The following is a 14,148-nucleotide window of genomic DNA, read 5'->3' as shown; positions in this document are numbered from 1 at the left end:
GGCCATCGGCTTATGTGCGAAGCCTGCGCCGCGATCCAGACCGCCGACGGAAGCCGAAAGCCGCCGTACCGCCATGCGCGTCCCCAACAACCCCCTCGTGCTCATCGGCCCCGCCATCCTGCTGGTTTTCGCGGCGAGTTTCGTGGCGATCTGGCTACGGGACCGACGGCTTGGCCATCTGCTGTTCTTTTGCGCGGCCTGCCTGTTGTTCTGCCTGGGAACCCTGTCCCAGATCCTCGGCGTACCCGACGGTCACGGCCCGAACGCCGTAACCTCGGCCTTTCTCTACACATTGAGCGTCCTTTTGCTCAATGACGGGCTGCTGCGGCGCTCCGGCCAGCGTCTCGGTCCGATTTCGTACCTCGCCATCCTCGGCCTGATTTGCGGCGGCGTCGCCTATTTCTTCTATGTCGATCGTCAGCTGATCGTCCGCATCTACATCATGAATTTCGGCTACGGGCTGGTCTGCCTTGCCACCGCATGGCGCCTGCGCCGGCTCCGGGTCGGAATGTTCGCGGAAAAGATCCTGTTCTGGACCTCGCTCGCCTTTTCGCTCCACTTCTTTCCGCGCACGGTGCTGACCGTTGGCACGGTCGCCCCGTCGGCCACTGCGTTCGGCGCCTCGCCATTCTGGCTGGCCTTGCAGTTTTCGCTGGCTGTGCTGGGAGTGATGCTGGCGCTTGCCCTATTTGCCGTGACCGTCAGCGACATGATGGCGGATCTGCGCCACGAGCGCTCGGTCGATTCCCTCACCGGGGTGCTGAACCGGCGCGGTTTCGAGGAGCGCGCGCAGGAACTGCTGAACAGCGCTCGCGCCTGGCCGACAAGCCTCATCCTGGTCGACATCGACCACTTCAAGAACATCAACGATACGTTCGGGCATCCGGCCGGCGATGCTGTTCTCAAGACATTTGGGCACCTGCTTCAGGGAGCGATGCGGCAGGTGGACATTTGCGGCCGTCTCGGCGGCGAGGAGTTCGCTTTTCTGCTGCCCAATTGCGATGCCGCCGGCGCCGATGCCTTTGCCCAGCGGCTGCGAGGCATCGTTCGCCAAACCCGTTTCGACGGGCTGCCGGCGTCGCGCCAGCTCACCGCGAGTTTCGGCGTTGCCTCGGCGCGTCATGGCGAAGGTTTGGGCGCGTTGATCGCGCGCGCCGACACCGCGCTCTACCGGGCCAAGCGGCAAGGTCGCGACAGGGTGGAAACCCAGGCGGAAAATCCGTTGCTGTCAACAGGCACCGCCGATTGAGCAGAAAGACCGCGCGTCGCATATTCTGGTCGCCGCGACGGAGCGCTTCGTGACCCTATGAATTCCACAATACGAAAGGGGCCTCGCGGCCCCTTCCCTTTTGCCGGCGATGCCGATGTCGTCAGGCGTTGGCGGCGGCTACCGCGCGCTTGGCCAGCACGCCGATCAGATGGGCGCGATAGTCGGCCGAGGCGTGGATGTCGGTCATCAGATTGTCCGACGCCAGCTTGATGCCCGACACCGCTGCCGCGTCGAAGGATTTGGTGAGCGCCGCCTCGATCGCCTTGGCGCGGAAGACACCATTGTCGCCGGCACCGGTCACCGCCACGCGCACCTCGTCCTTGCCGTTCGCCTTGCTCTTGGCCACGAACACACCGACGATGGCGTAGCGCGAGGCCGGGTTGCGGAACTTCTGATAGGCGGCTTTGGCGGGAGCGGTGAAGGAGACGGCGGTGACGATCTCACCATCCTTGAGGATCGTCTCGAACAGGCCCTTGAAGAACTTGTCGGCGGCGATCTCGCGCTTGTTGGTGACGATGGTGGCGCCAAGCGCCAGCAAGGCGGCCGGATAGTCTGCGGCCGGGTCGTTGTTGGCGATCGAGCCGCCGATGGTGCCGCGATGGCGCACGGCCGGGTCGCCGATCATCGCCGCCAGCTCGGCCAGCGCCGGGCATGCCTTCTGCAGCTTGGCGTCTGTGGAAACCTCGAAATGGGTCGTCGCCGCGCCGATGGTGACGGTCTTGCCGGACACCTTGATGCCCTTCAACGTAGCGATCTTCGAGATGTCGACAAGGTCCGACGGCGCCGCCAGCCTGGTCTTCATCGCCGGGATCAGCGTCATGCCGCCGGACACGAGCTTGGCATCGCCGGTCTTCAAAAGCTTGGCCGCATCCGCGATGGAATTGGCCCGATGGTAGGTGACGGAGTACATGGCTCGTTCTCCTCAGAGAGATTTCGACAGGGCAGTCGGCAATCGGCAGTCGGCAGTCGTTTGAAGTCGTTCCGACTGCCGATTGCCCACTCCCTACTGCCTCCTCAATGCTTCTGCGCCGCCGCCCACACCTTCTGGGGCGACGCCGGCATGGTGAAATCCATGATGCCGAGCGCGTCGGTGATGGCGTTGATGACCGCCGGCGGCGAACCGATGGCGCCGGCCTCGCCGCAGCCCTTGATGCCGAGCGGATTGCCCGGGCATGGCGTGTTCGAGGTCGAGACCTTGAACGAAGGCAGGTCGCCGGCGCGCGGCATGGTGTAATCCATGTAGCTTGCCGTCAGCAGCTGGCCGGACGGATCGTAATAGGCGCCCTCCAGAAGCGCCTGGCCGACGCCCTGGGCGATGCCGCCATGCACCTGGCCTTCGACGATCATCGGGTTGATGATGTTGCCGAAATCGTCGGCCGCAACGAACTGGATGATCTGGGTTTCGCCGGTATCGGGATCGATCTCGACCTCGCAGATGTAGCAGCCCGCCGGGAAGGTGAAGTTGGACGGATCGTAGAACGCGCCCTCCTTCAGGCCCGGCTCCATGCCGGCCGGCAGATTGTGGGCCGTGTAGGCGGCAAGCGCCATCTGGAACCAGGGCACCTTCTTGTCGGTGCCGGCCACCTTGAGTTCGCCGTTCTCAACCACGATGTCGCCCTCGTCGGCTTCCAGAAGGTGAGCCGCGATTTTCCTCGCCTTGGCTTCCACCTTGTCCAGGGCCTTGACGATGGCGCTCATGCCGACCGCGCCGGAGCGCGAACCATAGGTGCCCATGCCCATCTGCACCTTGTCGGTGTCGCCATGGACGATGTTGATGCTGTCAATCGGCACGCCGAAACGATCCGAGACCAGTTGCGCGAAGGTCGTCTCATGGCCCTGGCCATGGCTGTGCGAACCGGTCATCACCTCGATGGTGCCGACCGCGTTGACACGCACCTCGGCCGATTCCCACAGGCCGACGCCGGCACCCAGCGAACCGACCGCCGCCGACGGCGCGATGCCGCAGGCCTCGATATAGGCGCTCATGCCGATGCCGCGCAGCTTGCCCGCCTTCTTGGCCTTGTCGCGCCGCTTGGCGAAACCGGTATAGTCGGCCGCCTTCATCGCCGCATCCAGCGAGGCGCTGTAATTGCCGGCGTCGTAACACATGATCACCGGCGTCTGGTGCGGGAACTGGGTGATGAAGTTGCTGCGCCTGAGTTCGGCCGGCGAAACGCCAAGTTCCCGTGCCGCCGTCTCCATGGTGCGTTCCAGAAGATAGGTCGCTTCCGGCCGCCCGGCGCCGCGATAGGCGTCGACCGGCGCGGTGTTGGTGTAGACCGTGCGCACATTGGCGTGGATTGCCGGGATGTTGTACTGGCCCGACAACAGGGTCGCGTAGAGATAGGTCGGCACCGACGACGAGAACAGCGACATGTAGGCGCCGAGATTGGCGATGGTGTCGACCTTGAGCCCGGTGATGCGGTTGTTCTTGTCGAAGGCCATCTCGACCGTCGAATGATGGTCGCGGCCATGCGCGTCGGTCAGGAAGCTTTCGGTGCGGTCGGCAACCCATTTCACCGGCACACCGGTCTTCTTCGACGCCCACAGGCAGACGATCTCCTCGGGATAGATGAAGATCTTCGAGCCGAAGCCGCCGCCCACATCGGGCGCGATGACACGCAGCTTGTTTTCCGGCGCCACATTGTAGAAAGCGCTCATCACCAGCCGCGCCACATGCGGGTTCTGCGACGTCGTCCAGCAGGTGTAGTGGTCCTCGGCCTTGTCATAGAGCCCGAGCGCCGCGCGTGGTTCCATGGCGTTGGGCACGAGGCGGTTGTTGACGATCTTCATGCGGGTGACGTGGTGCGCGGCCTTGATCGCCGCGTCGGTCGCCTTGGCGTCGCCGATCTCCCAGTCGAAGATCAGATTGCCGTCGGCTTCCGGATGCAGTTGCGGCGCGCCCTTCTCCAGCGCCTTCACCGCGTCGACGACAGCTTTCAGTTCCTTGTAGGAAACGTCCACCGCCTCGGCGGCATCGCGCGCCTGGCCCTTTGTGTCGGCAACGACGATCGCCACCGCGTCGCCGACATAACGCACCTTGTCGAACGCCAGCGGCGACCAGGCCCCCATCTTCATCGGCGAGCCGTCCTTGGAATGGATCATCCAGCCGCAGATCAGATTGCCGATGCCGTCGGCCTTCAATTCCCTGCCCGTCAGCACGCCGATGACACCGGGCATGGCCAGCGCCTTCTTGGCATCGATCTTCTTGATCTGCGCATGCGCATATGGGCTTCTGACGAAGACCGCGTGCTTCATCCCGGGCACCACCATGTCATCGACATAGCGGCCTGCGCCGGTGATGAAACGTTTGTCTTCCTTGCGCGCCACGCGGGCGCCGATGCCTTCAATACCCATCAAAATTCTCCTCCGGAACCTTGAAGTGAATTCGTTTCACCCGGTATCGGCGGCCTCTTGCCGCCAAGTGCTTGATCGGCTTCGTCAAAACTTTTTGACTCTGGTCGCGGCCGCCGGGCTGTGTTCACTTTTCGCGGCTCAAGCCGCCTTCTTGGCCTTTGGCTTGGCCTTCGACATCGCTTGAGAAGCGGCCAGTATCGCCTTGACGATGTTGTGATATCCGGTGCAGCGGCAGATGTTGCCCTCGAGCTCTGCCCTCACCGTGGCCTCATCCAGGCCTTCCGGATGGCGGGCGATCATGTCGGTCGCGGTCATGATCATGCCGGGCGTACAGAAGCCGCACTGCAACCCATGGTGTTCCTTGAAGGCCGCCTGCACAGGATGTAGGTCCGCGCCATTGGCGAGACCCTCGATCGTGACGACGGTGGAACCGGAAGCCTGGGCGACCAGCATCGAGCAGGACTTCACCGCCTTGCCGTCGACATGGACGACGCAGGCGCCGCACTGCGAGGTGTCGCAACCGACATGTGTTCCGGTAAGCCCTTGATGTTCCCTTAGAAAATGGACCAGCAGCGTGCGGTCCTCGACTGTTGCGTGAACCTGCCTGCCGTTCACGGTCAACGAAATGTCCGACATGAAGCCTCCCTGGGTATTCAACCTCGGTGTGGCTGCCGGCTCCCTCCGGACACCCCGGCAGACCGATGTTCTTGTCTCGCGAAGTGCCTCAAACGCCCGAAGCACCCCCGCTTTCACGACAATGCAACCGGCCCTGAATCCCGTATATTGTACTTTCGGTCGTTGGGCTTAGCGCGCGGCCATTGCCAAAGATCGCCCCCTGCGGCAACAATGATTGGCGGCGTTGGGGAGCGCCTTGGGCATCGGGAGGAAATGGGCTGGTCTGTTCGCGGACGAGCTATGCATGCGGGCTTTCGGCGCTCACCACGAGCGAACCGGACACGGATGCTTTTGCCATCGCCGTCGAGGCTGAAGCCAGGGCGATCGGCGCGGGCTTTGCGTTGCTGTTCTTCTCGCGCAGCCTGGTTGATGCAACGACGCTTGCCAACTCATTGAAAAAACACGCCCCGAAGCTGCCTTACGCCGGCTGTTCGACGGCAGGCGAAATCACGCCGGACGGCCTCGAGGAAGGCCATATGCTGGCCATGCTCTTTCCCACCAGCGCTTTTACCGTCGCCAGCGCCATGGTCGAGAACCTGTCGTCTTCGGCCATGGATGGCATCACCGGCGAAGTGGAAGTGCTGCGACGTACCCTGCATGCCAAAGCTGGCGACGCCAGCGCCGACAACGTCTTCGCGCTCTGCCTGATCGACGGGCTCTCCTACGCCGAGGAAGCGGTCACCTCCGCAATCCACTGGGCTCTCGACGACATCCCGCTGATCGGCGGTTCGGCCGGCGATGACCTGAAATTCGAAACCACGACGCTGATGCGCGACGGGCGCGTCGCCTCGGACAGCGCCATCGTCATCCTGATCGCCACCACCATCCCCTTCCACGTCTTCAAGACCGACAATTTTGTCCCGACCGACGAGAAGCTGGTTGTGACCGCTTCCGATCCCGATCATCGCATCGTGCGCGAGTTCAATGCCGATGTCGCGGCAACCGAATATGCCGCCTCGGTCGGCATCGTGCAGCATACGCTGACGCCCTTTTCGTTCGCGTCGCATCCCGTGGTCGTGAAAGTGGGTGGCGAATATTATTGCCGGTCGATCCAGAAGATGAACCCCGACGGTTCGCTCTCTTTTTTCTGCGCCATCGACGACGGCATCGTCCTGTCGATCGCCCAGCCCAAGAGCATGGTCGAGACGACGCGCGCCGCGCTGAAGGAGGTCGAGGCCAAGCTTGGCAACATCGACATGATCCTCGGCTTCGATTGCGTGCTGCGTCGGCTCGATGCCCGCAACCGCCAGGTTTTCCGTGATATTTCCGAACTCTACCGCGCCAACAAGGTGATCGGTTTCGGCACCTACGGCGAACAATACCGGTCGATGCATTTGAACCAGACCTTTACCGGCATCGCCTTTGGACAGCGCCAGGCGGCGGAGTAGAACTCGAATGCCGCTGAACGACATCCAGGACATCGAGCGACTGAAGAAGATCAACGCCGCGCTGGTCAGCCGCGTCGAACGATCGATGGACCAGCAGGGCAATGCGTTCTCGCTGTTTCAGACCGCGATCTCGCTGGAAAACCGGGTGCGCATGCGCACCGAGGAACTACATGCCGCGCTGCGCCGGCTGGAACAGTCGAACCTGGCCCTCTCCGCCGCCAAGGAGAATGCCGAATACGCCAATCTTTCCAAGACGCGCTTCCTCGCCGCCGCCAGTCATGACGTATTGCAGCCTTTGAACGCCGCCCATCTGTCGATTTCGGCACTCGCGGAACTGCAGACTTCCACCGAAGGCAAGAAGCTGGTCCGGCAAGTGGAACGTTCGCTGCAGACCATGGAAGATCTGCTGCATACGCTGCTCGACATTTCGAAACTCGATGCAGGCGTGGTCGAGCCGGAGATAACCGACGTCAGCCTTGAAACGCTGTTTTCCGCCCTGCGCTCCGACTTCCAACAAGTCGCCGAGATGAAGGGACTGACGTTGCGTTTCCGCCCCGTCGCGATCGCAGTACGCTCCGACAGGACGCTTCTGCGCCGCATCCTGCAGAACATCCTCTCCAACGCTTTGCGTTACACCCATAAGGGTGGCGTGCTGGTCGGCACCCGGCAGCGCGGTAAGACACTCCGCATCGATGTGGCTGACACGGGCTACGGCATTCCCGAAGACCAGCGCGAGGCCGTGTTCGAGGAGTTCCATCGCGGCACGGTCGGCGGCGGCACCGAGCCGACCGGCGGCGGGCTGGGCCTAGGCCTTGCAATCGTGCGGCGCATGGCCGGCGCGCTCGGCCATCCCGTCACCTTCTCTTCCAGGGTCGGGCGCGGCACGATCTTTCATATCGATGTACCGGTCTCAGCCAACCCGCAGCCGGAACCCGGTGCCGGCGAAAGCGAAACGCCAAAGGGTTATGGCCTGTTCGGCACCAAGGTGTTGCTGGTAGAAAACGACGCCGACGTGCTGGCGGCAATGACGTCGCTGCTGGAGCGCTGGCAATGCATCGTGCGCCCGGCCGCCTCGACCGACGAAGCGCTCGACGCTCTGGGCGACACCGACTGGGTGCCCGACATCGTTATCGCCGACCAGCATCTGGACGGTGGTGACCTGGGCACGGAGACGGTCGCCGAGGTGCGCGACTATCTCGGCCGCACAGTACCGGCATTGATCGTCACCGCCGACCCGTCGGAAAGCGTGGTCAAGGCCGCCCGGGCAGCGGGCATCGACCTGATGCGCAAGCCGCTGAAGCCGGCACAACTTCGGGCGCTGCTGGCGCATTTGCTGGCTTAGGCAGTCGGCAGTCGGCAGTCGGATCATATAGTTTGCGAGCCATATGCAAGCGGGCAACGAGCCGTTTTTCTACGACTGCCTATTCCCGACTGCCGATTGCCTTTTCAGAACCCCTGCTGATCCCTGAACAACTCGGCATTGTCGAGTTTCGAAACCTCGATAACCGCCTGTGTGCGGCTGTAGACGTTGAGCTTGCGCAGGATCTCCGACACGTGAGCCTTCACCGTCGTTTCACCGACTTGCAGCTCATAGGCAATCTGCTTGTTGAGCATGCCCTGGCGCAGCATCTGCAGCACGCGCAACTGCTGCGGCGTCAGCCGCGAAAGCCGCTGCACCATGTCGGCCCTGTCGGTGCTTTCCGGATCGGGCTGATGCACCGAATAGGTCTCCGGCACATAAATCGCACCTTCCATCACGGCGCGGATCGCTCCCGCAAGATCGTCCTTGCGCGCGGATTTCGGAACAAATCCAGCCGCGCCATAAGACAGCGCCTCCGAAATGATGCGGGCATCCTCGTGGCCGGAAACGATCATCACCGGCAGATGCGGATAACGCGTCCGCAATTGCAGAAGTCCGTCGAAGCCGTGGACGTCGGGCATGGACAGATCGAGCAGCGCAAGGTCGAACTGCCCGGCGCCCGCCAGCAATTCCAGTGCTTCACCGATGGATCGGGCCTCGACGGTGTCGACTTCCGGATAGGCCATCTGCACGGCGCTGTGCAGTGCTTCGCGAAACAGCGGATGATCGTCGATGATCAGGAATCTTGCGACTTCATTCACTGCATTCATGGTGGCACTGCCTCGATGTCGATCGTCATCGCGCCTTTCAGCATACGCCCGGCGGCACGATCCGTTCATTGGCCAATAGTACATCGGCCGCCCCTTGGCGCTAGCCCATCGAGCAGTGGCCTATCAGGTCAAGAACGGTTCGCCCGCGCAACCTGTCGGCAATGCCTTGCCCCTCCGTTCAAAACGACCGAAGGTGCGCGGCATCCGACATTGGCAAAGGAGCGGAATCAGCATGAATGCATTGGCCCTGGCGGCGCCACCGATCCCATCCGTCGCCATTGCAGGATCCGCGGAACGTTTTCCGGTTCGACGCATTTTCTGCGTCGGCCGCAACTACGCCGCGCATGCCCGCGAACTGGGCAATGACGAACGCGACCCGCCCTTCTTCTTCACCAAGCCGGCCGATGCCGTGGTCGATTCGGGCAGCACCATTCCCTACCCGCCGCTGACCGCGAATCTGCATCACGAAATCGAGCTTGTCGTCGCGATAGGCGAAGCAGGCTTTCGGATCCCGGTGAACAAAGCGCTTTCCCATGTCTGGGGCTATGGCGTCGGCATCGACCTGACCCGGCGCGACCTGCAGGACGAAGCCAAGAAGGCAGCGCGCCCCTGGGACTGGGCGAAAGCCTTCGATCAATCCGCGCCTTGCGGGCCTCTGGTGCCGGCTAAGCAATCCGGGCATCCGGCAAGCGGCCGCATCTGGTTGTCCGTCAACGGAACCGTGAGACAGGATGGCGACCTCGCCGAACTGATCTGGCCGGTCGCCGACATCATTGCCATTTGCAGCGAAGCAGTGGAACTTCGGCCCGGCGACCTCATTTTCACCGGTACGCCAGCGGGCGTCGGACAGATTGTTTCCGGTGACCGCCTGAGCGGTGGCGTCGAGGGCATCGGCACCATCGAACTTACGATAGGACAAGCGCGATGAGCGACATCATCCTGCACAATTATTACCGCTCCTCGACCTCGTACCGGGTGCGGATCGCGCTGGAAATGAAAGGCATTCACTACCGCTACGTGCCGCATCACCTGCGCCACGGCGAACACCTCGAACCGGCCTACCTGGCGGTCAACCCGCAGGGATTGGTCCCCGCCTTGATCTGGAGCGACGGCGCCCTCATCACGCAATCGCTGGCGATCATCGAATATCTCGACGAGATCAGCCCCGAGCCGCCGCTGCTGCCGCGGGAAGCGGCAGATCGCGCTCACGTGCGCATGCTCGCGCAGATGATCGCCTGCGACATCCATCCCGTAAACAATCTGCGCGTGCTGACCAGCCTTCGCAGCGTCTTCGGCGCCAGTGACGAAGATATCGCCAACTGGTTCCGGCATTGGGTGAATGAGGGCTTCCAACCCCTTGAAAAGATTCTGGCGACGTCGCCGCAGACGGGCACCTTCTGCCATGGCGAAACGCCAGGGCTGGCCGACATCTGCCTGGCTGCGCAGGTGACGAACAACGCCCGTTTCGGCGTCGATATGGAACCCTATCCGATCATTTCCCGCATCAACGCCGCCTGCATGGCGTTGCCCGCCTTCCAGAAGGCAGCGCCACAGAACCAGCCCGACGCCGAATAACCCCTCCAGGTCGCAGATACAGGACCAGCCGATGAAAGCCGTTGTCTTCGAAAAATTCGGTGAAGCGCCAACGGTGCGGACCGTACCGGACCCTGTTCCCTCGCCCGATGGCGTTGTCATCAAGGTGGAGGCAACCGGGCTCTGCCGCAGCGACTGGCATGGCTGGATGGGGCATGATCCCGATATCCGCCTGCCACATGTGCCCGGTCACGAACTTGCCGGCATCGTGGTAGCCGTCGGTCGTCAAGTGCGGAACTGGAAGGCCGGCGCGCGTGTCACCGTGCCGTTCGTGGCGGCTTGCGGCCGCTGCTTCGAATGCGCCTCCGGCAATCACCAGGTCTGCGAACACCAGTTCCAGCCGGGTTTCACCGCCTGGGGCTCTTACGCCGAATATGTCGCCATCGACCGCGCCGACACCAATCTCGTGACGTTGCCTGAGGAGATGGATTTCGCCACCGCCGCCAGCCTCGGCTGCCGCTTCGTCACCTCGTTTCGCGCCGTGGTCGACCAGGGCCGCGTGACGCCCGGCGAATGGGTTGCCGTGCATGGTTGCGGCGGCGTCGGCCTTTCGGCGATCATGATCGCCAGCGCCATGGGCGCCAATGTGGTGGCCATCGACCTGACCGACGAAAAGCTGGATTTCGCCCGAAAGCTCGGTGCGGCCGCTACCGTCAACGCAGCGCAGACGCCAAACGTGGTCAAGGCCGTCAAGGAGATCACCAATGGCGGCGCGCATATGTCGATGGACGCGCTCGGCCATCCGACCACTTCCTACAACTCGATTTCCAACCTGCGTCGCCGCGGCCGGCACGTGCAGGTCGGGCTGATGCTGGGCGACCATGCCAAGGCGGCGATACCAATGGCCAAGGTGATCGCCTACGAACTGGAAATTCGCGGCAGCCACGGCATGCAGGCGTTTCGTTACGGCGCGATGATGGAGATGATCAGGGCCGGCAAACTGAAGCCGGACCTTCTGATCGGCAAGACCCTGAGCCTCGACGAAGCCCCGGCAGCGCTGATGGCGATGGGCAATTTCGAAGGTATCGGCATCGGCGTGGTGACGCGCTTCTGAACCCACGCGTGAGCAGAGCGTGGCAAGCCCTCGCTCAGGCCACGCTTATTCCCGCAGGAAAGCCTCGATCATCTGCGCCGACGGCTTCGGCTTGGTCACCAGGAACAGATGGCCATCGTCGAGCAGTTCCAGGCGTGAGCGGGCGATCATGGTGTGCAGCACCCTGGCGTTGATCACCGGCACCAGCGGATCGTCGGTACCAGCCATGATCAGCGTCGGCTGGCGCAGCATCCAGAGCCATGGCAGGCTGGTCCAGCCGCTCATGGCGAAGAGCTGGAGAAAGTAGCCATATTGCGAGGCGCCCTTCATGGCTCCGGCATGGCGGTTGATCAGCGTTGGGTCCTTGCGGAAATCCCCGCCATAGATTTCGGCCGCGATGGACCGCATATAGCCGGGGTCGGTGTAGCGGCGCGGGCTTGCCATCTTGGAAAGCACGGTGGGCGCGCCGGGAACCATGGTGATGCCAGGCGCGGTTGCGGCAAGGATGAGCTTGCGGCACACCGACGGGTACTGGAAGGCGAATTGCTGGGCGAGCCCGCCGCCCCATGACACACCGGAAATGTCGAGACGATCATGGCCGAGGATTTCGCCAAGCCGCTTGGCGAGCCTGGCCAGCGTCGACGGTCTATAGGGAAAGATCGGGTTGGGCGAACCGCCGACACCCGGCACGTCGAAGATGATGCCCGTGGTGTCTTCCAGCGCGGCCATGAAGGGAGCCGCCAGTTCCAGATTGGCGCCGATGCCGTTGAACATCAGGAGCGGCGGCCGCTCGGACGCACCATGCCGGATGCCGACGCGCAACAATTGCCCGTCGACATCGAACATCTTGATGTCCATCGCGCCATCCGCCTTGGCCTTGTTCGCCGCCATCGCCATTCAGTCAAACCCCGTTTATTTCGATGCTTCCTTGCGATGGCGTCCGGCCGTCACAGCTCGAACACATAGGTTCCCGGTGCTGCGCCGAGCGGTTTGTATTTGGCATTGCCGGGCCTGGCCGGCGCATCGATTTCGGCGTCGGAGCGTTCCTTCAGATAGGTCGCCCAATCCAGCCACCAGCTGCCTTCGTGCTTGGCCGCCGTGGCAGTCCAGGCATCGGCATCCTTCTCCTTGGTCTTGCCCTTCACATACCAGGCCTTCGGATTGCCGGGCGGGTTGAGCAGGCTCTGCAGATGCCCGGAATTGGACAGGATGAAGGTGGTGTCCTCGCCATAGAGACGCGCCGTCTGGTAGACCGCTTTCCAGGGCGTGATGTGGTCGGTGGTGCCGCCGATCACATAGGTCTCGTGTTTGGCTTTGCCCATGTCGATAGGGACGCCGTGGATCGACATCTTGCCGGGGTTCATGAACGGGTTGGTGAAGATCAGGTCGAGGAAATCGCCGTGCAGCCGGGCCGGCAGGCGTGTCGTATCGGCGTTCCAGTAGAGCACGTCGAAGGCCGGCGGCGCGTTTCCGAGCAGGTAGTTGTTGACCCAGTAGTTCCAGATCAGGTCGTTGGGTCGCATCCAGGCGAACATCTTGGCCATCTCGTGGCCGTCGAGGATGCCCCTCGCCTTCGACATCTGCTTGGCCGCCATGATCGTTTCCGGCGTCACCAGCGCGGCAAAGTCGGAATCCGTCTCGGCCTGGGTGTTGAGCACGCAGACGGCGAGAATGACGGCGTTGATCTTCTGCTTTTTCTGCGCAGCCAGCCAGGCGACATAGGTCGACAGCGTGATACCGCCCGAACACGAGCCCATGATGTTGACGGTGTCGGAACCGGTGATGTCGCGCGCCGCGTCGCAGGCTTCGTCCAGTGCCGCAATATAGGTATCGAGGCCCCAGTCGCGCTGTTCCGGCGTCGGATTGCGCCACGACACGCAATAGGGCTGGATGCCGTGACTGAGCAGAAACTTGATCATGCTCTTGTCGGGTGAAAGATCGACCGAATAATATTTGTTGATCTGCGGCGGCACGACGAGCAGCGGCCGCCGGTAGACCTTGTCGGTCGTCGCCGTGTAGTGGACCAGTTCCAGCACGTCGTTGCGGAACACCACCGTGCCGGGGCTGTTGGCGAGGTTCTCGCCCACCTTGAACTTCGAGGCATCGACCGAGGACGGCAACCCGCCATTCCTGGTCATGTCGTCGAGGAAGTTCTTCAGTCCGTTCAGCGCGCTTTTGCCGCCGCTGTCGACCAGCGCCTTGACCGCGGTGGGATTGAGCGCCGGATTGTTGGACGGCGCCATGGTGTCGACGAATATGGAGGTGATCAGCCGCGCCCGCGCCGCATCCTTCTCCGGCAGTTCGGTCTTGGCAACCAGTTCAGTGACCGATTTGCTCCAGGCCACATAGGATTGCATGACCGCCTTGTGCAGTCCGCTCGTCTTCCAAGCGGGATCGGCGAAACGGCGGTCCTTGGGGTCGGCTGCGATTTCCGATTGACCGGTGACGATCTTGCCGAACTCGCTGGCAAAGGCGAGCCACTGCTCGGCGAGTGCCTGGGGATGGCTGGCCAGCGCCTTCATGACCGAGCCGGCGGCGGCAGCGATGTCCTGCGTACGCAGGCCGACAAGCGGATTGAGTGCCAGCGTATTCTCGGCCGCCTCATCGGCGATCTGCTCGGCAAGCGGCCGCGCGTCCCTCGCCCTGTCGTCGCCGTCGCGTTTGTCGCCGTCCCTGCTGTCCTTCGCCGGCGCCTTCGCCAT

General features: G+C 62.9%; 12 protein-coding genes. 6 read left to right on the top strand and 6 right to left on the bottom strand.

Annotated elements, in window-relative coordinates; genetic code table 11:
- The first annotated feature begins 73 nt into the window (after positions 1-73).
- Positions 74-1,249, top strand: coding sequence for a GGDEF domain-containing protein (locus tag FZF13_RS21230; RefSeq protein WP_024925287.1), 1,176 nt, complete (start codon positions 74-76; stop codon positions 1,247-1,249).
- 121 nt (positions 1,250-1,370) lie between these two features.
- Here FZF13_RS21230 and FZF13_RS21225 read toward each other — a convergent pair whose 3' ends face one another.
- The 3 genes from FZF13_RS21225 to FZF13_RS21215 form a co-directional block, all read right to left on the bottom strand.
- Positions 1,371-2,180 carry an FAD binding domain-containing protein gene (locus FZF13_RS21225; RefSeq protein WP_024925288.1) on the bottom strand — a complete coding sequence of 270 codons (810 nt, stop codon included), beginning with the start codon at positions 2,178-2,180 and terminating at the stop codon, positions 1,371-1,373.
- 104 nt (positions 2,181-2,284) lie between these two features.
- Positions 2,285-4,627, bottom strand: a complete 2,343-nt coding sequence (locus FZF13_RS21220; RefSeq protein ID WP_024925289.1) for a xanthine dehydrogenase family protein molybdopterin-binding subunit — start codon at positions 4,625-4,627, stop codon at positions 2,285-2,287.
- Positions 4,628-4,765: 138 nt separating this feature from the next.
- The gene (locus FZF13_RS21215) at positions 4,766-5,263 is read right to left on the bottom strand and encodes a (2Fe-2S)-binding protein (protein ID WP_024925290.1); all 498 of its coding nucleotides are present in this window, start codon (positions 5,261-5,263) and stop codon (positions 4,766-4,768) included.
- A 257-nt stretch (positions 5,264-5,520) separates the two neighbouring features.
- Between FZF13_RS21215 and FZF13_RS21210 the strand changes: the two genes are divergently transcribed.
- Both FZF13_RS21210 and FZF13_RS21205 read left to right on the top strand, forming a co-directional pair.
- Complete coding sequence (locus tag FZF13_RS21210) at positions 5,521-6,690, top strand: FIST signal transduction protein (RefSeq protein ID WP_244431267.1); 1,170 nt, start codon at positions 5,521-5,523, stop codon at positions 6,688-6,690.
- Between the two features lie 7 nt (positions 6,691-6,697).
- Positions 6,698-8,032, top strand: coding sequence for an ATP-binding response regulator (locus FZF13_RS21205; protein WP_024925292.1), 1,335 nt, complete (start codon positions 6,698-6,700; stop codon positions 8,030-8,032).
- A gap of 104 nt (positions 8,033-8,136) precedes the next feature.
- On the opposite strand, the gene FZF13_RS21200 is transcribed toward FZF13_RS21205, so the two are convergent.
- Positions 8,137-8,820 (bottom strand): response regulator, encoded by a 684-nt coding sequence (locus FZF13_RS21200; RefSeq protein ID WP_024925293.1) that lies wholly within the window; start codon positions 8,818-8,820, stop codon positions 8,137-8,139.
- Between the two features lie 232 nt (positions 8,821-9,052).
- Between FZF13_RS21200 and FZF13_RS21195 the strand changes: the two genes are divergently transcribed.
- Genes FZF13_RS21195 through FZF13_RS21185 form a run of 3 tightly spaced genes read left to right on the top strand, consistent with a single transcriptional unit; the run spans position 9,053 to position 11,467 of the window.
- A complete protein-coding gene (locus FZF13_RS21195; RefSeq protein WP_024925294.1) occupies positions 9,053-9,748 on the top strand; it encodes a fumarylacetoacetate hydrolase family protein in 696 nt (231 codons plus the stop codon).
- Complete coding sequence (gene maiA / locus FZF13_RS21190) at positions 9,745-10,395, top strand: maleylacetoacetate isomerase (RefSeq protein ID WP_024925295.1); 651 nt, start codon at positions 9,745-9,747, stop codon at positions 10,393-10,395. Before FZF13_RS21195 ends, maiA begins: the two co-directional genes overlap by 4 nt.
- A 31-nt stretch (positions 10,396-10,426) precedes the next feature.
- Positions 10,427-11,467, top strand: coding sequence for a zinc-dependent alcohol dehydrogenase family protein (locus tag FZF13_RS21185; protein WP_024925296.1), 1,041 nt, complete (start codon positions 10,427-10,429; stop codon positions 11,465-11,467).
- A gap of 45 nt (positions 11,468-11,512) precedes the next feature.
- Here FZF13_RS21185 and phaZ read toward each other — a convergent pair whose 3' ends face one another.
- Complete coding sequence (gene phaZ, locus FZF13_RS21180) at positions 11,513-12,343, bottom strand: poly(3-hydroxyalkanoate) depolymerase (RefSeq protein WP_244431262.1); 831 nt, start codon at positions 12,341-12,343, stop codon at positions 11,513-11,515.
- 50 nt (positions 12,344-12,393) lie between these two features.
- A complete protein-coding gene (locus tag FZF13_RS21175; RefSeq protein ID WP_024925298.1) occupies positions 12,394-14,148 on the bottom strand; it encodes an alpha/beta fold hydrolase in 1,755 nt (584 codons plus the stop codon).

The organism is Mesorhizobium terrae (genome assembly GCF_008727715.1).
GTDB lineage: Bacteria > Pseudomonadota > Alphaproteobacteria > Rhizobiales > Rhizobiaceae > Mesorhizobium > Mesorhizobium terrae.
The sequence above is the reverse complement of the archived record's forward strand: the minus strand, read 5'-3'. Positions and strand labels throughout refer to the sequence as shown.